The organism is Streptomyces sp. NPDC046876, from assembly GCF_040645035.1.
Classification (GTDB): domain Bacteria; phylum Actinomycetota; class Actinomycetes; order Streptomycetales; family Streptomycetaceae; genus Streptomyces.
This window is the reverse complement of the sequence record NZ_JBEYXK010000034.1, coordinates 40,770-58,882: the sequence shown is the minus strand read 5'-3', so window position 1 is coordinate 58,882 and position 18,113 is coordinate 40,770. Positions and strand designations below refer to the sequence as shown.

Sequence of the window (18,113 nt, the reverse complement as noted above, 5' to 3'; positions counted from 1 at the left end):
GGTCGCAGGAGGATCCCGCACCCGGGACCGCGGGCCCGCCCCGCCCGCCGACCGGGACCAGGGTCCTGGTCCGGGTTCCGCCCCGGGGCCCGGAGGCGGGCGGGGCGGCACTGGGAGAATGGCTGCCGTACCCGGCCCGGGCGAGGCATCCGGCGGGTCGGAGACGAGGAGGGGACCGGCCGGCATGCCGACGCGCCAGATCGGGACACGCAACACCGCGCGGGAAGCGGCACCTTCGACGGAAGCTGCTCCCCTCACCGGGCCCGCGGCGGGGCCGGAGCCGGGGCAGGGGCCGGGGCAGGGGCCGGAGCGGGAGCCGGGGCGGCGGCCAGGGCGGGGGCCGGGCGCCCTCGCCTGGAGCCGGAACGACGCGCTCGTGGCCATCGGCGCGGCCGCCCTCGACCTCACCGCGTACTCGATGGGGGCCATGGACCAGGGCCGCCCGCTGACCGTGCCCGCGCTGGCCCTGCTGGTCCTGGCCGCCCTCTGCCTCCTGCCCCGCCGCCGGCACCCGCTCGCGGCGCTCCTCGCCGTCCTCGTCCTCGGCGCGCTGCCGCACCTCGCGACCCCGCCGGTCCCGCACTTCGGCGCGACCCCGGCCGTCGCCCTGTACTCCGTGGCCCGGTTCGGCGCCCCGCGCGTCGCCGCGGCGGCGACCGCCGCGACAGCGCCGCTGTCCCTGCTCGGCCACGACGTCACCGCCGGCGCCTCCGCATGGTGTTGGAGCCTGCTCGGGAACGCCATGGCCGCCCTGCTCAGCGCCGGAGCCGGCCGCCTGGTACGCCGCTGGCACGACGAGGCCGAGGCCAACCGGGTCCTGCTCGCCGAACGGGCCGTGGCCGAGGAACGCCGCAGGATCGCCCGTGAGCTCCACGACATCGTGGCCCACCACATCACCACCATGCAGCTGATGGCCGGCGGCGCCCGCGCCAACCTGACGCACAGCCCCGAGGCCGCCCGCGAGGCGCTGGTCACCCTGGAGGACTCCGGCCGCATGGCGCTGCACGAGATGCGCCGGCTCCTCGACGTGCTGCGGGCGGGAGAGGAGCCGGAGCGGACCCCGCCCGAGCCGCAGCCCGGGACCGGCGACCTGGACCGGATCGTCGCGGAGTCCCGGCTCGCCGGGATGGACACGGAGTTCACCGTGGACGGCCCGCAGCGCCCGCTGCCGCCGAGCGTGGGCCTGACGGTGTTCCGCATCGTCCAGGAGGGCCTGACCAACGCCCGCAAGCACGCCGGCCCGGCCCGCGCCCGGGTCCGCCTGACGTACCGTCCGGACGAGGTCCGCATCGAGGTGTGCGACGACGGCCCGGGAGCGGCCGCGGCCCGGCCGGCCGCCGGGCCCGCATCCAGGTCCCGACCCGGGTACGGTCTGATCGGAATGCGCGAACGCGTCGCCCTCCAGGGCGGATCCCTGGAGGCGGGAGCCCTCGACGGCGGCGGGTTCAGGGTGGCGGCCCGGCTCCCGGTGGCCCCGGGGGCGGGCGCCGCCGGGGGAGGCAGGGAGGAACCGCACCGATGATCCGTGTGCTCATCGCCGACGACCAGCCGCTGGTGCGGCGCGGCCTGGCCCTGATCCTCGCCCCCGACCCGGGTGTCGAGGTCGTCGGCGAGGCTGGCGACGGCGCCGAGGCCGTCGCCCTCGCCGGACGGCTGCGGCCCGACGTGGTGGTCATGGACATCCGGATGCCGGTCCTCGACGGGGTCGGGGCCACCGCCGAACTCGCACGCACCGTGCCCGGCGCCCGGGTACTGGCCCTCAGCACGTTCGACATGGACGAGTACGTCGTCGCCGCCCTGCGCGCCGGAGCCTACGGCTTCCTGCCCAAGGACGTGTCCCCGGAGGAACTGACCGCCGCCGTGCGCACCGTGCACGCCGGGGAGGCGGCCGTGGCCCCGCGGCTGCTCACCCGGCTCATCTCCGCGTACGTACGGACCCCGGCCCGGCCGGTGTCGTCCGCGGCCGGCCTCCCGGGCGGTCTCACGCCCCGCGAGGGGGAGATCTGGCGGCTCATCGCCGCCGGCCTGGACAACACCGGGATCGCCGAGGAGCTGGACCTCAGCGTCTCGACCGTCAAGAACCACATCACGGGCCTCTTCGCCAAACTGGGCGTCCGCGACCGGGCCCAAGCCGTGATCGAGGCGTACGAATCGGGCCTCGTGGTCGCCGCCCGGACCCTGCACCCCTGACGCTGACCAGCCGAAACCCCCGATGGCCGGCCCGTGCGCCGGGGGCAGGTCCGTGGCAGAGTGCCAGCACCACCACTGCCGCCCCAGGGAGCCCCCATGCGTGACCCGCACCCCAGGCCGCCGCTCGCGGCCGCCCCGGAGTGCCCGCCGCAGCCGCAGCCGGGCCCGCTGCCGCGCTGCCCCGTGTGTGCCGCCGCCCCGGAGCGGATCGCCTGGCGCCAGCAGCCCGGCCGGCCCGTCCGCCTGGTCTTCGAGCCGTGCGGCCACCGCCACACCTCCCCGGCCCCGCCGACCCTGGCCATCACCCCGCCGCGGCAGCGCTAGGTGATCGGGGCTGCCCCGCTGGAACCGCCGGCGCCGAACGTGTGCGATCGGGAGTTCTCGCCGGTCACAGCTTGATGTTCCACACCCACGTCTGGTTGGCGGCGGGGCGGCAGTCCCAGATCTGCACGCCCGCGCCGTTGTGGGTCTGCCAGTCGGTGACGTCGAGGCACAGGGCCGGTCCGCCGTTGAACCGTTCCCCCACGATCAGGTCGGGGTTGCGGTCGGTACGGCTCCAGCGCTGGTTGGGACTGCCGTTGCAGTCCCACTGGTTGACCTGCGCGCCGTTGATCCTGGCCAGGTTCCCGATCTGGAGGCACTTGCCGCTGTGGACGTTCCTGATGGCGTAGCGGGGTCCGTACGTGGGGTCCAGGACCATCCGCCACTGCTGGTTCGGCTGCCCGGTGCAGTCCCAGAGCCGGGCGGGCGCCGCGTTGTCGGTGCGCCAGTCGCCGATCTCCAGGCACTTGCCGGACGTGTGCATCGGCCGGATCTCGTACGCGTAGTCACGGTTCGGGACGGGGTTGGCCCCGGCCGGGGCCGCCGTGAGGGTGAGAGTGGCGGCGAAGGCCGCGGCGAGCACGCCGAGGGTCCGGCGAGCGGGCGGGAGGCTGTCGAGCACGGGTTCTCCAAGAGGGCTGGGGGGGCGGTTCGTCGGCGGCGGAGCCGGACGGTATGGCGCAGCGGTATCCGCCGGTCAGCGGGCAGGTCCACCGTCGAGCGGGGCGCGCAGGGCACGGCACGCGGCCGCGTACTGGCGGCGGCCGAAGGCCTTCCACAGCAGACGGCCGATCAGGGGCGCCCTGTCCAGGAAGTAGGCCCGCTCCTGCGGGTCCGCGTCCTCGAGGAGCGCGCCGAGGGCCAGCAGCAGCTTGTCCTTGGGCACCGTCTCCATGCCGCGGCGGCCCACCGCGTCCCACTCGGCGACCGACAGGTGCTCCTCCACCAGGGGGAGGACCAGCCGTTCCTCGTCGTCGAGGTGTTCCAGGAGGGCGGACCGGTGCTCCTCCAGAGCTCCTGCGAGGTCCTCGGCGGCCGCCCGGTACGGGCTCCGCCGCCAGGCGGGCGCGAGATCGGTGACCTCGGCCAGGCTCCGGTCGATCCGGGCGTGCTGCTCCTCCATGCGCACGACGATGTCCGCGCCCTCGGCGGCCGCTTCGGCACGCTCGCGCAGCAGCGGCCAGATCGTCTCGTCCTCGACGGTGTGGTGGTGGTGCAGGCCGGTGACGTACTCGGCCAGGTGCGAGCCGACGACCGCGGCCCGCTCCGTCGCGCCTTCGGGTACGGCCCGCACCAGGCGGGGGAGCAGGGCCGACTCGCGCCGGAAGACGCGGTGCACCACGACCATCTCGTGGGTGTACGGGCGCCCGGGGGAGGGGCTGGGGGTGCTGCTCTGGGACACGCTCGACTGCTCCGGGTGATCGATGGCGGAACGGGCGCGATCAGCGTGCCGACCGCCGCTTGGCGTTCACTGCGCACGCACTTGGCGACGGCTTGGCGACGTCTTTGACGGCCGCGCGCAGGTTGGGGCCGCCGATGCTGCGCCGCCGTTCCGTTTTCTCCCCCGAACTGCCTCTGAACAGGTACGTTTACCCTTCGTCCAGTGATCGTTTCGGTCATCTGCGGTAAATTCGGCGACGTGTTGCGCATACGAGTGCTGGGCCCTTTGGAAGCCGAGACGAAAGGGGCGCCGGTCCCCCTGGGAGCCCCGCGCCAGCGGGTCGTGCTCGCCGGGCTGCTCGCCGCCCGGGGCGGTGTGGTCTCGGTCGACCGGCTCGCCGAGGACCTGTGGCGGGGCACCCCGCCCGCGAAGGCCACCGCGTCCCTGCACGCCTACGTCTCCAACCTGCGCCGCATCCTGGAACCGGAGCGGCCGCCGCGCGCCCCCGCCGGCGTGCTCGTCACCTGCCCGCCGGGATACGCCCTCCGGCTGCCGAACGAGGCCGTCGACGCCTGGCACTTCGAAGCGCTGCTGGAGCAGGCCCGGCGGGCCGCCGCCCCACGGTCCCGGGAGCTGCTGACCGAGGCCCTGTCCTGGTGGCGGGGCCCGGCGTTCCAGGAACACGCCGACGAGGCGTGGGCCGCACCCGAAGCGGCCCGGCTGACCGCCCTGTTGGCGGACGCCCGCGAGCTCGCCGTCGCAGCCGACCTGCGCACCGGCCCCCCTGCCGGGGCGGCGCGGGCGGCCGCCGCCCTCGTGGAGGCGCAGCCGCTGCGCGAGGAGGGATGGCGGCTGCTCGCGCTCGCCCACTGGGCTTGCGGGCGCCAGGCGGACGCGCTGGCCGCGCTGCGCCGCGCCAGGGCCGTACTGCGGGAGGAGCTGGGCTGCGATCCGTCCCCCGTCCTGACCGGTGTCGAGCAGGCCCTCTTGGAGCAGCGCCTGGACGTCCTGCGCGCCGAGACGTCACCGGGCCCCGACTCGCCAGGGGCTCTGTCGGCCTCACGTGGCGCCACCGCCACCGCCACCGCCGCCGCCGCCCGTGCCGCCTCGGACGCCGGGGGCGCCGCCGTACGGCCGTCACCGCCGGGGACGGCCGGTGCCGAGGCGGCGCGGCCGTTCCTCGGACGGGCGGAGGAACTGCGCGGCGCCGAGGCCGCCGCGCGCGCCGCGCGGGCGGGCGGAGGCCTGATGCTGGTCACCGGGGAGGCGGGGGCCGGCAAGTCGGCCTTCCTCGCCCGGTTCGCCGACCGGCTGGCCGGTGACGGCTGGACGGTGGTGGTCGGGCGCTGCCCCGAATACGAAGGGGCGCCACCCGCCTGGGCCTGGGTCGAGGCGCTGGGCGCACTCGCCCGCCAGGCATCCCCCGCCGCCCCGACCGAGCTGGCCGTCCTGCTGCACGAGCCGGACGCGGCACCCGCCGCCAGCCGGGACGAAGCCACGGCCGGCCGCTTCCGCATGCACCGGGCGTTCGCCGCCTGGCTCTCCGCCGCGGCCGCCGGTCGACCGCTCGCCGTGCTGCTGGAGGACCTGCACCGGGCCGACGGGGAGACGCTGGCGCTGCTGGAGGCGGCCGCCGCGGTCACCGGCGTGCCGCTCCTCATCGTCGCCTGCTACCGCCCGGCGGAAGTCGGCGACCGGCTGGCGAAGACCCTCGCCCAGCTCGCCTCGCGCCCCCCGCACCGGATCTCACTGGGCGGATTGCCGGCCGATGCCGTCGCCACCGTCGTCGCCGAGGTCTGCCGCACCCCCGTTTCCCCGGACACCGTGGCCGTGATCGCCGCGCGCACCGGCGGCAACCCGTTCTACGTGTGGGAGAGCGCCCGGCTCCTGGACAGCGAAGGCGCCCTGGTCGCCCTGTCCGAGGTCCCGCAGGGCGTCCGGGACGTCCTGCGCCGGCGGCTGGCCCTGCTCCCCGACGCCGCGCTCACCGCCCTGCGCCTGGTGGCCGTCATGGGCGCGGACACGGATGCGGCGCTGCTGGTAGAGGCGGCCGACGCCGACGAGGAGACGGTCCTGGCAGGGCTCGACGCCGCGCTCGCTGCCGACCTGCTCACCGAGCCGGGCCCGGGCCGGGTCGGTTTCGTGCACGCCCTCGTACGCGACACGGTGTACACCGATCTGACCGGCGTGCGCCGCGCCCGGCTGCACGACCGCGTCGCCGCGGTGCTGCGCCGCCACCGCCCCGACGACCTGGCGGCGCTGGCGCACCACTTCGCCCGTTCCGGCCGGCCGGTGAACGCCCCGCTCGCCGTGGACTACGCCCTGCGCGCGGCCGAACGGGCCGAACGGCGTTACGCGCACGACGTGGCCGTCGGGCTGCTCGCGCAGGCACTCGACGTGCACGCGGCGGCCACCGCCGACCCGTACGCAGATCCCGACGCGAGCATCGCCCTGCTGGTGCGCCTGCTGGGTGCCCAGGTCCGGGCCGGCGCCACCGACGCTGCCCGCCACACCCGGCAGCGGGCCGTGGACCTGGCGGTACGGGCCAACCGCGACGACCTGGCCGCCGCGGTCTACGGGGCGTGGACCGAGCCCTCGCCCTGGCGCAGCAGACTGGAAGGGCTCTTCGACCGGACGGCTCTGGCCCGGCTGGAGCGGCTCGCCGGGGACCGCGCGCTGGACGAGGCGACCCGGGCCAGGGTCCTGCAGGTGCTGGCGGACGCGGTGGCCGGTGAGGACGCCGCGCGCGCCCGGGAGGCGGCCGACGCGCAGCTGGCGCTGGCGGGTTCCGCCGGGGAGCCCCGGCTGCTGGCCTCCGCCCTGATGACCTCGGCGAGACTGCTGCCGCACGAACGGCAGGCCGAGGCGCGGGACCCCCTCGTGGCCCGGCTGCGCCTGCTGGCGGCCGAGCACGACCTGCCCGCGTACCGATGGGTGTGCGAGCACCTCGACGCCATGACGGCCGCCACCCGCAATGACCCGGCGGGCGTCCGCCGGCACACGGGGGAGGGGCTGCACCTCGCCGACCGGTACGGCATGCTCTGGGCGCGCGGCCTCAACGCCACCACCCTGGCCATGCTCGCCGCCGTCTCGGGGCGGTTCACGGAGGCGGAGGAACGCTACGCCCAGGCCGAAGAGCTGTTCCGGCGGGTGGGGGCGCACCACGCCAACGGTCCGCGCACGCTGGGCCTGTGGACGATCCGGTTCACCCAGGGGCGCACGGCGGACATCGAGCGCAGCGTCCGCGAGGTGCACGAGGCGGTCGGCGCGCCGGTGGCCGTGGCGCTCGCCCTCCTGCTGGCCCGCCAGGGGCGGCTGGACGAGGCGCGCGAGATCCGCTTCCCCGCCCTGCCGGTGACGGACCACCTGTACGGCGTCGAACTGGACTACCGCAGCGAACTGGCCGTCCTGCACGGGGACACCGCCGCGGCCGGTCTGCTGGCCGGGCATCTGCTGCCGCTCCGGGACCAGTTCGGGGGCGCGGCGGGCGCGGCCTACGCCACCCGGCCGCTCGCTCACCCGCTGGGGGACCTGTACCGCCTGCTCGGTGAGGAGGGGGCGGCGGCCGACGCGTACGCGCGCGCCGAACGCGTCGCGCTGGCGTGGAACTCCCCCCATCACGCGGCATCCGCGCGCCGCGCCGCGGCGGAACTGGCGGCGGCGCGGAGGCGCCGCATCCTCGTGCCCTGAGAATCCGCCGGCACGGAACCGCAACCTCAGCCTCAATCATTCGCCGTATACCGAAACGATGAGGCACTCTGGAAGCATGGATCACACCTCTGCTCCCGAACCGGCGGAATCCCCGGCTCCCGCCGCGCGGCTCGCCTCGCTGGCCGCCGCCCTGGCCGACGAGACCCGGGCCGCCATCTGCATGACCCTGCTGGAGGGCCGCGCCTGGACCGCGGGCGAGCTGGCCCGGACCACCGGGGTCGCCCCCTCCACCGTCAGCGGGCACCTGAACCGGCTCCTCGAAGCGGGGATCTGCGTGACGCAGCGGCAGGGGCGCCACAGCTACGTGCGCATCGCCGACGCCGCCACGGCCCGCCTGGTGGACGAACTGGCCTCCTACGCGGTCCCGGGCCGGGACGCGGCGCACACCGTGCCGGTGGTGGCCGCGCCCGACCCGCTGGCCCGGGCCCGCACCTGCTACGACCACTTCGCGGGCCGGTTCGGCATGGCGGTCACGGACGCGATGGAGGAGCGGGGGCTGCTGCGCACGGACGCCGTCTTCGAGCTGACCGCGGCCGGACTCGACTGGTGCCGCCGGGCGGCCGTCGACGTGGCCGGCGCGGGCCGCCGTCCGCTCGTGAGCTCCTGCCTGGACTGGACCGAGCGTCGCCGCCACCTGGGCGGCCTCGTCGGGGCACGCCTGTGCGCGCGGGCCCTGGGGGAGGGCTGGGTGGTCCGCCCGGAGGGCGGCGGCCGGGGCCTTCTGGTGACGGGGGCGGGGGAGGAGGCCTTCGGGGAGCTGCTGGGGCTCACCCCGGCGGCGTGGAGCTAGCGGGCGGCGCGGGGCCGCGATGCTGCAAAGTCACGGCAAATACTTCGGTGAGCGCCGAAACGTTCGGTGTAGGGTCGGGAGCCATGAAGACCCATCAGCGTGCCCTGCCGCCCGGCCTCCTCACCGGCGGCGCCATCTGCTTCACGGTGTTCGCCTGGGCGTCCGCCTTCGTCTCCATCCGCAGCGCGGGAGCCGCCTACTCGCCGGGGGCGCTCGCCCTCGGCAGACTGCTCGCCGCCTCCCTGACCCTTGTGACGCTGCTCCTCCTGCGCCGCGAGGGCCTGCCCCCGCGCGGCGCCCGGCGCGGCATCCTGCTCTCCGGACTCGTCTGGTTCGGCGGCTACACGGTCGCGCTGAACTGGGGCGAGCGCCTCGTCGACGCCGGCACCGCCTCCCTGCTCGTGAACACCGGGCCGATCCTGATGGCGCTCCTCGCCGCACGCCTGCTCGGCGAGGCCCTGCCGCCACGCCTGCTCACGGGCATGGCCGTCTCCTTCGTCGGCGCCGTGGTCGTCGGCCTGTCGATGTCCTCCGGCGGGGACGGTTCGACCTCACTGCTCGGGGTGGCGCTGTGCCTGCTCGCAGCGGTCGCGTACGCGACGGGTGTCGTCGCGCAGAAGCCCGCGCTCTCGTCCGGGACGCCCCTGCAGATCACCACGTACAGCTGCCTCACCGGCGCCGTGGCCTGCCTGCCCTTCACCGGGCAACTGGTGGCCGAGATCCCCCGGGCCCCGCTCCCGGCGACCCTGAACATGGTGTACCTGGGCGTGGTCCCCACCGCCCTCGCCTTCACCACCTGGACCTACGCCCTCGCGCGGATGCCGGCCGGAAAGCTGGGCGCGACCACGTACGCCGTACCGGCCATCGTCGTCGCCCTGAGCTGGATCCTCCTGGGCGAGGTACCTGCCTGGCTGACCCTGCTGGGCGGTCTGCTGTGCCTGACCGGGGTGGCCGTCTCCCGCTACCGCCCCCCGCGGTCGGCCGGCGCTGTTGAGCTTCCGGACGCGTCGCGAGGCTGAACGGGCAGCTGGTGAGCCCCGTCCGCCAGGCGGGATGCGTCGTGAAGTCCGATCCGCGTCGCCCACCGGCTGAGGAGATCGGCCCACGGCCGCGCCACCGGCCACCCCGTCGGGCGTGCCGGACTCGGCACGCTCCCACAACGCCGTCTCGGGTGATCCCCCTCCGATGTTCAAAGCTGCTCGGTTACAGCCGATTTCGAGCAGCTTCCTTCAACTGATCTCCATGGGCCGCTATGTTGCCAGGCGCATGCCAAAGCGGTGTGTCCGTGTCCCGGACCGCACGAGGAGCTGCCCATGAGACTGATCCCCATCCGCTGGAGTCCGCTCGGGCGGCAGCGCACCGTCCTGGCCGCGCTGCTCGCCGGTGCCCTGGCCGTGGCCGGGCTGTCCGCCGCCGGGCCCATGGCCGTCGAGGCCGCCGCGGCCGCGGCCGGAGCCACCGCGGGCGACGCCACCGGGCTCACCCGGTCCGGGAACACCTTCACCGTCACCACGACCAGCGGGGCCAAGGCCCGCGTGGTCGTCGCCCGCGCCGACATCTTCCGGATCTGGCTCTCGCCCGACGGCTCCTTCACCAACGACCCGGCCGGCACCGACCTGGCCGCCACCACCGACTTCGGCCCCGTCGGCGCCGCCTCCACCGATGCCGGCGCCTACTACCGGATCACCACCGGAGCCCTGACCATCCGCGTCAACAAGGCACCGCTGAAGTTCTCCGTCTACCGGGCCGACAACGCCACCCTCGTCTGGCAGGAGAGCAAACCCACCTCCTGGACCGGCACCCAGACCACCCAGTACCTCACCCGCGGCGCCGACGAGCAGTTCTACGGCACCGGCCTGCGGCTCGGCGCCTGGGCGCTGCGCGGCCTGACCGTCCCGGTGGCCGTGGACAACAAGTGGCGCGAGAACGACAACGCCAGCCCGGCCCCCTTCTACATGTCCACCAACGGCTACGGCGTCATGCGCAACACCTGGGCCAAGGGAAGCTACGGATTCAACGCCCCCACCACCCTCACCCACGACGAGAGGCGCTTCGACGCCTGGTACTTCACCGGTACCTCCCTGAAATCCGTCCTCGACGCCTACACCGACGTCAGCGGCAAGCCGTTCCTCGCCCCGATGTGGGGCCTGGAACTGGGCAACGCCGACTGCTTCAACGCCTCCAACCCCGCCTACCAGGGCGACCACGACCGGCTGCGCCACCAGACCACCCCCGACGTGGTCGGCTACGCCGCCGACGCCCGTGCCAACGACATGCCCTCGGGCTGGTTCCTGCCCAACGACGGCTACGGCTGCGGCTACACCGCGCCCCTGAAGTCCACGGTGGACGCGCTCAAGGCGAAGGGCTTCCAGACCGGCCTGTGGACCTCCACCGGCCTCGGCTCGATCGCGGACGAGGTCGCCGTGGCCGGCACCCGCGGCGTGAAGACCGACGTGGCCTGGATCGGCGGCGGCTACAAGACCGCCTTCACCGGCGTTCAGCAGGCCGTGGACGGCATCGAGAAGAACTCCGACGCCCGCCGGTTCGTGTGGACGGTCGACGGCTGGGCCGGCACCCAGCGCAACGCCGTCGTCTGGACCGGCGACACCTACGGCACCTGGGACGACATGCGCTGGCACGTCCCGGCCGTCACCGGCGCCGGCCTGTCCGCCCTCAACTACGCCTCCGGCGACATCGACGGCATCTTCGGCGGCAGCCCCAAGACGTACGTCCGCGACCTGCAGTGGAAGGCCTTCACCCCGGCCTTCATGACCATGTCCGGGTGGGGCGCGGCCAATCCGTCCGCCGGCTACCAGGACAAGCAGCCCTGGCGGTTCGCCGAACCGTACCTGTCCATCAACCGCAAGTACCTCCAGCTGAAGATGCGGCTGATGCCGTACCTGTACACGATGAGCCGCACCGCCCACGAGACCGGCGTGCCCAGCACCCGCGCCCTGGTCCTGGAATATCCGGACGACCCGGTGGCCCGCGGCAACCTCACCAGCGGCCAGTTCATGGCGGGCGACTCCTTCCTCGTCGCGCCCGTCGTCTCCGACACCGCCGTCCGCGACGGCATCTACCTGCCCGCCGGGACCTGGACGGACTACTGGACCGGGAAGACGTACGCCGGACCGGGCTGGCTGAACGGCTACGAGGCGCCGCTCGACACCCTCCCCCTCTTCGTCAAGGGCGGGGCGATCGTGCCGATGTGGCCCCAGATGAACCACACCGGGGAGAAGCCGGTCTCCACGCTCACCTACGACATCCACCCGCGCGGCGCCTCCTCCTTCAGCTTGTACGAGGACGACGGGATCACCCGCGCCCACGAGTCCGGCGCGTACGCCCGCCAGCAGGTCGACGTCACGGCCCCGGCCGCCGGCTCCGGCGCGGTCACCGTCTCAGTCGGCGCCCCGACCGGCAGCTACACCGGCAAACCGGCCGCGCGAGCCTACGAGTTCACCCTCCACGTGGCCACCGCGCCCGGCCTGGTCACGGCCGACGACGGCGCCGCGCTCACCCGCCACACCTCCAAGGCCGCCTACGATGCGGCCGCGACCGGCTGGTACTTCGACGCCGCCGACCGCGGCGGCGTCCTGTGGGTGAAGTCCGGACAGCAGGCGGGCGCGTTCGGCTTCACCGCCACCGGCACCTCCGTACCGGCCGCCGACCCCATCCCCGCGGCGTCCGCCCCGATCCCGCAGTCCGGCTGGACCCTGGTCTCGGCCGACAGCCAGGAGACCGCCGCCGAGAACGGCGCGGCTGCCAACGCCTTCGACGGCAACCCGGCCACCCACTGGCACACCGCTTGGTCCGCGGGGACCGCGGCCCCGCTCCCGCACGAGATCCGGATCGACCTCGGAGCCCGGTACGCCGTCGACGGCCTCGGTCACCTGCCCCGCCAGGACGGCGGTGTCAACGGCCGGATCGGCGCCTACGAGGTGTACGTCTCCGACTCCGCCACCGACTGGGGGCTGCCGGTGGCTACCGGCACCTTCGCCGACACCGCCGCCGCCACTTCCGTGCCCCTGACCCCGAAGACCGGCCGCTACCTGCGGCTGAGAGCGCTGACCGAGGCCGGCGGCCGCGGCCCGTGGACCAGCCTCGCAGAGATCATCCTCACCGGCCGCCCCGCCACCGCCGCTCCACCACCGGCCGCCACCACCCGCTGACCCGCCCGGGGCTCAGGAACCGCCGAGCACGGCCCGGCACTCCCGCCGGGCCGGCTCGCTCAGCAGCTCCCGCCAGCGGCCGAACAGGGAGAGCAGGTCCGGGCCGTAGGCCGCCCGGAACGCGGGGTCGCGGCGGGCGAGGTCCAGTTCGTTCGCCGCGGTCAGCTCGGCGAAGTCCTGCCGCAGCCGGCGGCCGGGGGAGTGGACGCGGCCGGTGAACCGGTCGCGGAACCCCGCCCCGTCGTCGGCCAGGACCGGCTGGGAGACCGCGCGGTCGCAACTCGCGTACAGGTACACGATCCCCTCCGCCTCGGCCCCGATGGCCTGTGCCAACTCGGCACGCCGCTCCGCGGGGAGCAGGGCCGTGGCGAAACCGTCCGTGCCGTAGAAGGCGTGGCACAGCCCCGCCAGGCACAGCTCGGGCCGCGCGCCCCATTCCCCGAGGACGGCCCGTACGCGCCGGAGATGGGCGAGCAGCGTGCCGCCCGGATGCGGGATCTGCTCGGCACCGAGCTCGCGCAACAGGTCGAGTGCACTCAACTCCCGTAAATCAGAGGGCAGTTCGGGCGGCTCCTGATCCATGGGCATTCCTCGTCGTGTGTGAGCGGGTCGGCACCCGTCGCCGTCGGCGCCCGGGGTCCGGACCATGGCCCTGACGGGGACGGGTTGCCGCCCTGGGACCCGTGAACGATCGTTGTTCACCCGGAAACCCAAGTCAATCCTCCGGTTTCCTATCAACACCCAAGCCGTAGCTTGGATCCCATGACTCTCGACGATCTCCGCGTCTTCGTGGCCGTCTGCCGGGCGGGCAGCCTCAGCGCCGTCGCCCGCGACCTCGGCTGCACCCAGTCCGCGGTCAGCCAACACGTCCGCCGCCTGGAGAAGCAGACCGGCGCCGGCCTGCTGGAGCGCCACGCCCGCGGTGTCGTCCCCACCGAGGCCGGCCGTATCCTCCAGGCGGCCGCCGCCGACGGCATCGCCGGCCTCGACGGGGCGCTGCGCCGCCTCGACGAGCTCGTCCGCGGGGACACCGGCTCGGTGCGCATCACCACCGGGGCGACGACCGTACGGCACTTCATGTCCGAGGCGGTCGTGGACTTCCGCCGCCGACACCCCGGCGTCAGCCTGGAGTTCCAGACCGAGAACTCCAGCCGCAGCTGCTTCGACGCCCTCGCCGCCGACGACCTGGACCTCGCCTGGATCACCATCGGCCGGCCCGTGCGCGGCATCGAGCAGCGCCCCGTCATGGAGCTGCCCTGGGTGCTCGCCGTCGGCGCCGACGACCCCCTCGCCGCCCGGCACCGCATCGACCCCGCCGACCTGGCCGGCATCCGCCACATCCGGCTCCCCGAGAACTCCACCTCACGCGCCCACCTCGACGCCGCCTTCGCGGAGGCCGGCATCAGGATCCGGTCCGACACCAGCGTGGCCGACTGGGACACCGCCCTGCTACTCGCCGAACTGGGCCTGGGCCACGCCGTCGTGCCCGCGCTGCCCGGCTGGCAGGTACCCGGGACCGGCGGCCCGCTGCGCCTCGTCCCGATCCCCGGCCTGCCGCCCCTCGCGGTCGGCTGGGCCGTCCGCCGCTGGGCCGCCCTCGCGCCGCTGGCCAGAACCTTCGCCGACGACGTTGCCCGCAGCTGCACGGCGCGCGCCGCGCGGCAGGGCTGAGGCCGCGAGCAGCCCCGCCGCGGCCAGGGCGGCCGGCCCGAGCAGAGCCCCCGCCGAGCCGCCGGCCCCCGCGGCCACGGCAATGCCGAGCGTCGGCCCCACGTTCATCGCGGTCTGCTTGAGCCCGCCGACGACCCCCGCGCAGCCGGGCGGTGCGTCCCCGACCACCGTCCCGGTCGCGGTCACCATGACGGCGGCGAACCCCGCGCCGAGCACCGCGAACGCCGCCGTCACCCATGGCCCGGACCAGGCCTGGAGCCCCGCGACGCCGGCCACGACCAAGGCGGTTCCGCCGAGCGCTGTCCTCCGCGGGCCGTGGCGCTGCAGCAGCCGCGCGGCCACCGGCGCCCCCGCCACCATGCAGGCGGTCAGCGGCAGCACGAGCAGGCCGGTGGCCAGCGGGTCGAGCCCCCGCCGCTCCTGGAGCAGGAACGTCGCGGTGAACAGCGCCCCGAACATGCCACCGGACACGCACAGCAGCAGCGCCATCGACGCCGAGACGGGCACGGACCGCGCCACCGCGGCCGGTACGAGCGGTGCCGCGGAGCGGCGTTCGCTCCGTACGAGCAGCACGGCGAGTCCGGCGGCCCCGGCGAGCCCGAGCACGGTCCGCCCCGAGGTCCAGCCGTGGGCCGGTACACCGGCCAGCGCGTGCACGAGGACGGCCAAGGCCGCCGCCAGCAGCGCCGCACCGGCGAGCTCCGGCCGCGGCCCGCCGGTACCGCCACCCGCGCTCCGGTCGGCGGCCGGAACCCGTACGGCGAGGGCGAGCACGGCGATGGCCACGGCGATCGGCACGTTGAGCACGAACACCGACCGCCAGCCGGCTTGCGCGACCAGCAGCCCGCCGAGCAGCGGCCCGGCCGCCGCGGCCACCCCGATGGCACTGGTCCGCACGGCCACCGCCCCGGCCAGCCGGTCGGCCGGGTACGAGAGCCGCAGCAGCGCCAGCGTCGCCGGCTGGAGCAGTGCGCCGAAGACCCCCTGCGCGGCCCGCAGGGCGATCACCCAGCCGATCCCCGGCGCGAGCGCGATCCCCATCGAGGTAGCGGCGAAGCCGAGGACACCGGTGACGAGCAGCCGGGTGTGCCCGTACCGGTCGCCGAGACGCCCGGCGATGACCAGGAACGCGGCCACGCACAGCAGGTAGGCGGTGCTGGTCCACTGCACCTGCGCCACGCCCGCCCCGAGGTCCCGGGCCAGACGGGGCTGCGCCACGCTCAGCACCGTGCCGTCGAGGGCGACGAGCACGGCGCCGCCGACGCTGACGAGGAGGACGATCCGGTGCCTCACGCGTCCGCCGCCCGTCCGAGGTGGGCGTCGAGGACCGCATCGACGATCCGCCCGACGAGCTCCTCCCGGCCGTCGCCGAGGGCCAGCGGCAGACTGCCCCAGCCCCACAGCTGGGCCGTGCCGTGCAGCCCGGCCCACAGCGCCGCGGCGATGACCTCGGCGTCCCCGTCCCCGTCCTCGCGGCAGCGCGACACCAGGGAGACCAGCAGCCGGAACAGCGGCTGGGTGGAGTCGCGCAGCCGCGGCTGCCCGGTGTCCTGCTGACCGGTGCTGTCCAGCAGGTCGTGGCGGAACATCAGCTCGAACATGCCGCGGTGCTCCAGCGCGTAGCCCACGTAGGCGCCGGCGAGGGCCCGCACCTGCTCCCGCGGTGACCCCGCCCCCGTCCCCGCGGTCGCGGCCGCGAACCGGCCGGCGAGGTCCGCGAAGCCGCGGTGGGCGATCGCCGAGAGCAGGGCGTGGTGGGTGGGGAACCAGCGGCGGGGCGCGCCGTGCGAGACCCCGGCCCGACGGGCGATCTCCCGGAGCCCGAGTGCGCCGGTCCCCTCGGTCAGTACGAGCTCCACGCCGACGTCGATCAGCCGCTCGCGGAGCGGGATTCCATGATCCATAGACACTGTCTACCAGTCGGGGTAGACAGTGTCTACTCGCAGGTGCGGGCTCATCCGGCCGAAAGCCGACGCGAAGGGGATGATGGAGAACGGGCCCGGATACGACCGGCGAGGAGGAGGGAGAGCGGCCATGGTGGTGCACGAGAGCGGCGGTCCGTCGGCGCGCGAGCTGGAGGAGGGCAGGCTGCTCAAGGAGCTGGAGGCCATCCACCGCACCCGCCACGAGACCCTGCTGCACGGGTCGGACGATGCGCTGGTCACCCACACGCAGCGGATGAACGAGCTGGAGCACGAGTACGTGCGCCGGCACCCGCAGCGCGCCCAGACGGCGGGCCGCACCCGCACCGGCGCCCGCGCCCGCACCGGCTCGGACCAGGACAAGCCGGACGGCACCTGACCCGCACCGCGGCCGGAGCGGCCCGCCCGGCCGACCTGTCCGGGACCACCGCCCAGCCGCCCAGCCGGCCAGCCCGCCCGCACGGCCCGGCCGACCGTCCGGGCCGGGACGCCGACCGGCCTGACCGGCCCGCCCGTCCCGCCCGTCCGCCCGCCGGGCGGGCCGTTCAGTCCGGCCGGACCTGGCCGCCCCCGAGGACAGCCGGCGGCGCCGTCGGCGCCGGGCCCAGCGTGGTCGTCCCCGGGGCCGCGCGGTGCCCGAGGCCGGTCCGGTACGCATCGAGCGCCGCCTCCGTCCGACCGGTGCGCCGCAGCAGGTCGCCCAGCAGCCGGCACAGGTCCGCCAGATCGCCGCTGGCCCCGCTGCGCTCCAGCAGCGCCAGCGCCTGCCGGTAGTGCCGCTCGGCCGCCGCGGTCTCCCCGCGCTCCTCCGCCATCAGCCCGAGCAGGCGGTGCGCGCCGCCCGCGTGCACGGCCCCGCGGCTGTCGCCGAGCTCCAGCACCCCCGCCAGCAGCTGCGCCGCCTCCGCACCCCGGCCCAGCCGCCGCAGTACGTCCGCGAGTTCGACCTCCACCTGCGCCGTGTACAGGGTGGCGCGCCGGGCCGCCAGGATGTCCCGGGCCGTGCGCAACTCGGCCTCCGCCGCCGCGAGCTCGCCGTTCTGCGCCTGTACGTAGCCCCGCATCCAGTGGCAGTGCGCGAGATCGGTCCGCAGCCGCAGCTGCCGGTAGATCGCCTGGGCCTTGGCCAGTGAGGCGTCCGCGTCGGCCGGGCGCCCCGCGGCGAGGAAGGTGCGCGCGACCTGCCGGTGCATCCCCGCCACCAGCGCCGGGTCGTCGACCCGCGGCGCCAGCGCCAGGGCCAGTTCGGCGGCGTGGGCGGCGCGGGCATGGGCGCCCATGTCGATGTAGGGCCCGATCACCGCGGCATAGAGCAGCACCAGGGCCTCGGGATCGGCGAGCCCGCTCGCGTTCAGCTCGTCGATGGCCGATTCCAGCAGGTAGCAGGCGTAGCGCAGCTCCCCGGCGAGGAGATGGGCGACGGCGCGGCCGCGCAGGGGGCGGGCCCGCCGGGGCAGCGGCTCGTCGGCGAGCAGCCGCTCGGCCTCCTCGAAGTGGGCGATGGCCGCGCCCAGTTCGCCGGACTCCAGCGCGCAGTCGCCGAGCCCGAGCAGCGCCTCCGCCTGCTCGGGCTCCAGACCCAGTCCGCGCGCGTCGGCCAGCAGCCGCCGGTAGAGGCCGGCGGCCTCGGCGGCGTCCCCGGTGGCCAGCGTCTGCTGGGCGTCGGTGAGCGCGAGCCGCAGTTCGGTGGCGAGGTGCGCGGGGCGCCCGGTGGCGAGCTCCTCGTACGAGACGCCCAGCCGCCCGGCCAGGAAGCGCAGCGCGGTCTCGGAGGGGCGGACCTTGCCCGCCTCCAGCGTCGAGACGTAGGCCGGGGTGTACGAGGGCTCGGCCAACGCCCGCTGTGTCAGCCCGCGTTCGGCGCGGATGCGGGCAACCCTGCGGCCGATCTCGGCCGGTTCGTCCATGCAGACCCCCTGGTGGTTCCAACGGCCCAGTATTCAGGGGCGGCAGCCCAT

The 18,113-nt window shown here is 75.3% G+C and carries 14 protein-coding genes and 1 pseudogene; 9 read left to right on the top strand and 6 right to left on the bottom strand.

Annotated features, from left to right (window positions below):
- Positions 1–376 precede the first annotated feature (376 nt).
- From ABZ924_RS19820 to ABZ924_RS19810, 3 genes are all read left to right on the top strand, one after another.
- Positions 377–1,522, top strand: coding sequence for a sensor histidine kinase (locus ABZ924_RS19820; protein WP_361911077.1), 1,146 nt, complete (start codon positions 377–379; stop codon positions 1,520–1,522).
- Entirely contained in the window at positions 1,519–2,190 is a 672-nt protein-coding gene (locus ABZ924_RS19815; RefSeq protein WP_361911074.1) for a response regulator transcription factor, read from the top strand. The genes ABZ924_RS19820 and ABZ924_RS19815 overlap by 4 nt, the downstream gene beginning before the upstream one ends.
- 96 nt (positions 2,191–2,286) lie before the next feature.
- On the top strand, positions 2,287–2,514 hold the full coding sequence (locus ABZ924_RS19810; protein WP_361911071.1) for a hypothetical protein: 228 nt from the start codon (positions 2,287–2,289) through the stop codon (positions 2,512–2,514).
- A 64-nt stretch (positions 2,515–2,578) separates the two neighbouring features.
- Here ABZ924_RS19810 and ABZ924_RS19805 read toward each other — a convergent pair whose 3' ends face one another.
- Together ABZ924_RS19805 and ABZ924_RS19800 are read right to left on the bottom strand one after the other, a co-directional pair.
- Positions 2,579–3,133, bottom strand: a complete 555-nt coding sequence (locus tag ABZ924_RS19805) for an RICIN domain-containing protein (RefSeq protein ID WP_361911068.1) — start codon at positions 3,131–3,133, stop codon at positions 2,579–2,581.
- Positions 3,134–3,208: 75 nt separating this feature from the next.
- Positions 3,209–3,913 (bottom strand): hemerythrin domain-containing protein, encoded by a 705-nt coding sequence (locus tag ABZ924_RS19800; protein WP_361911065.1) that lies wholly within the window; start codon positions 3,911–3,913, stop codon positions 3,209–3,211.
- Positions 3,914–4,150: 237 nt separating this feature from the next.
- Between ABZ924_RS19800 and ABZ924_RS19795 the strand changes: the two genes are divergently transcribed.
- The 4 genes from ABZ924_RS19795 (at position 4,151) to ABZ924_RS19780 (ending at position 12,562) form a co-directional block, all read left to right on the top strand.
- On the top strand, positions 4,151–7,582 hold the full coding sequence (locus ABZ924_RS19795; protein ID WP_361911063.1) for a BTAD domain-containing putative transcriptional regulator: 3,432 nt from the start codon (positions 4,151–4,153) through the stop codon (positions 7,580–7,582).
- A gap of 76 nt (positions 7,583–7,658) precedes the next feature.
- A complete protein-coding gene (locus tag ABZ924_RS19790) occupies positions 7,659–8,393 on the top strand; it encodes a helix-turn-helix domain-containing protein (protein ID WP_361911060.1) in 735 nt (244 codons plus the stop codon).
- A gap of 83 nt (positions 8,394–8,476) precedes the next feature.
- Positions 8,477–9,412 carry a DMT family transporter gene (locus ABZ924_RS19785; protein WP_361911057.1) on the top strand — a complete coding sequence of 312 codons (936 nt, stop codon included), beginning with the start codon at positions 8,477–8,479 and terminating at the stop codon, positions 9,410–9,412.
- A gap of 294 nt (positions 9,413–9,706) precedes the next feature.
- A complete protein-coding gene (locus ABZ924_RS19780) occupies positions 9,707–12,562 on the top strand; it encodes a TIM-barrel domain-containing protein (RefSeq protein WP_361911054.1) in 2,856 nt (951 codons plus the stop codon).
- Positions 12,563–12,574: 12 nt separating this feature from the next.
- On the opposite strand, the gene ABZ924_RS19775 is transcribed toward ABZ924_RS19780, so the two are convergent.
- Positions 12,575–13,144 carry a DUF6817 domain-containing protein gene (locus ABZ924_RS19775; protein WP_361911052.1) on the bottom strand — a complete coding sequence of 190 codons (570 nt, stop codon included), beginning with the start codon at positions 13,142–13,144 and terminating at the stop codon, positions 12,575–12,577.
- A gap of 180 nt (positions 13,145–13,324) precedes the next feature.
- Here ABZ924_RS19775 and ABZ924_RS19770 point away from each other — a divergent pair, with 180 nt between their 5' ends.
- The gene (locus ABZ924_RS19770) at positions 13,325–14,233 is read left to right on the top strand and encodes a LysR family transcriptional regulator (protein ID WP_361911050.1); all 909 of its coding nucleotides are present in this window, start codon (positions 13,325–13,327) and stop codon (positions 14,231–14,233) included.
- Here the strand turns inward: ABZ924_RS19770 and ABZ924_RS19765 are convergent.
- Positions 14,216–15,526, bottom strand: a pseudogene (locus ABZ924_RS19765) (MFS transporter); the annotation flags it as partial. The gene ABZ924_RS19770 and the pseudogene ABZ924_RS19765 overlap by 18 nt on opposite strands.
- Positions 15,523–16,137 carry a TetR/AcrR family transcriptional regulator gene (locus tag ABZ924_RS19760; RefSeq protein ID WP_361911048.1) on the bottom strand — a complete coding sequence of 205 codons (615 nt, stop codon included), beginning with the start codon at positions 16,135–16,137 and terminating at the stop codon, positions 15,523–15,525. The pseudogene ABZ924_RS19765 and the gene ABZ924_RS19760, both read right to left, overlap by 4 nt.
- A 130-nt stretch (positions 16,138–16,267) precedes the next feature.
- Between ABZ924_RS19760 and ABZ924_RS19755 the strand changes: the two genes are divergently transcribed.
- Positions 16,268–16,534 (top strand): DUF6158 family protein, encoded by a 267-nt coding sequence (locus ABZ924_RS19755; RefSeq protein WP_361911045.1) that lies wholly within the window; start codon positions 16,268–16,270, stop codon positions 16,532–16,534.
- Positions 16,535–16,700: 166 nt separating this feature from the next.
- On the opposite strand, the gene ABZ924_RS19750 is transcribed toward ABZ924_RS19755, so the two are convergent.
- On the bottom strand, positions 16,701–18,062 hold the full coding sequence (locus ABZ924_RS19750; protein ID WP_361911042.1) for a tetratricopeptide repeat protein: 1,362 nt from the start codon (positions 18,060–18,062) through the stop codon (positions 16,701–16,703).
- Positions 18,063–18,113 lie beyond the last annotated feature (51 nt).

Excerpts from the sequence above, each read along its gene's own strand:
- ABZ924_RS19815 (WP_361911074.1), top strand. The coding sequence starts at position 1,519 with ATGATCCGTGTGCTCATCGCCGACGACCAGCCGCTGGTGCGGCGCGGC.
- ABZ924_RS19810 (WP_361911071.1), top strand. The coding sequence starts at position 2,287 with ATGCGTGACCCGCACCCCAGGCCGCCGCTCGCGGCCGCCCCGGAGTGC.
- ABZ924_RS19790 (WP_361911060.1), top strand. The coding sequence starts at position 7,659 with ATGGATCACACCTCTGCTCCCGAACCGGCGGAATCCCCGGCTCCCGCC.
- ABZ924_RS19785 (WP_361911057.1), top strand. The coding sequence starts at position 8,477 with ATGAAGACCCATCAGCGTGCCCTGCCGCCCGGCCTCCTCACCGGCGGC.
- ABZ924_RS19780 (WP_361911054.1), top strand. The coding sequence starts at position 9,707 with ATGAGACTGATCCCCATCCGCTGGAGTCCGCTCGGGCGGCAGCGCACC.
- ABZ924_RS19775 (WP_361911052.1), bottom strand. The coding sequence starts at position 13,144 with ATGGATCAGGAGCCGCCCGAACTGCCCTCTGATTTACGGGAGTTGAGT.
- ABZ924_RS19770 (WP_361911050.1), top strand. The coding sequence starts at position 13,325 with ATGACTCTCGACGATCTCCGCGTCTTCGTGGCCGTCTGCCGGGCGGGC.
- ABZ924_RS19760 (WP_361911048.1), bottom strand. The coding sequence starts at position 16,137 with ATGGATCATGGAATCCCGCTCCGCGAGCGGCTGATCGACGTCGGCGTG.
- ABZ924_RS19755 (WP_361911045.1), top strand. The coding sequence starts at position 16,268 with ATGGTGGTGCACGAGAGCGGCGGTCCGTCGGCGCGCGAGCTGGAGGAG.
- ABZ924_RS19750 (WP_361911042.1), bottom strand. The coding sequence starts at position 18,062 with ATGGACGAACCGGCCGAGATCGGCCGCAGGGTTGCCCGCATCCGCGCC.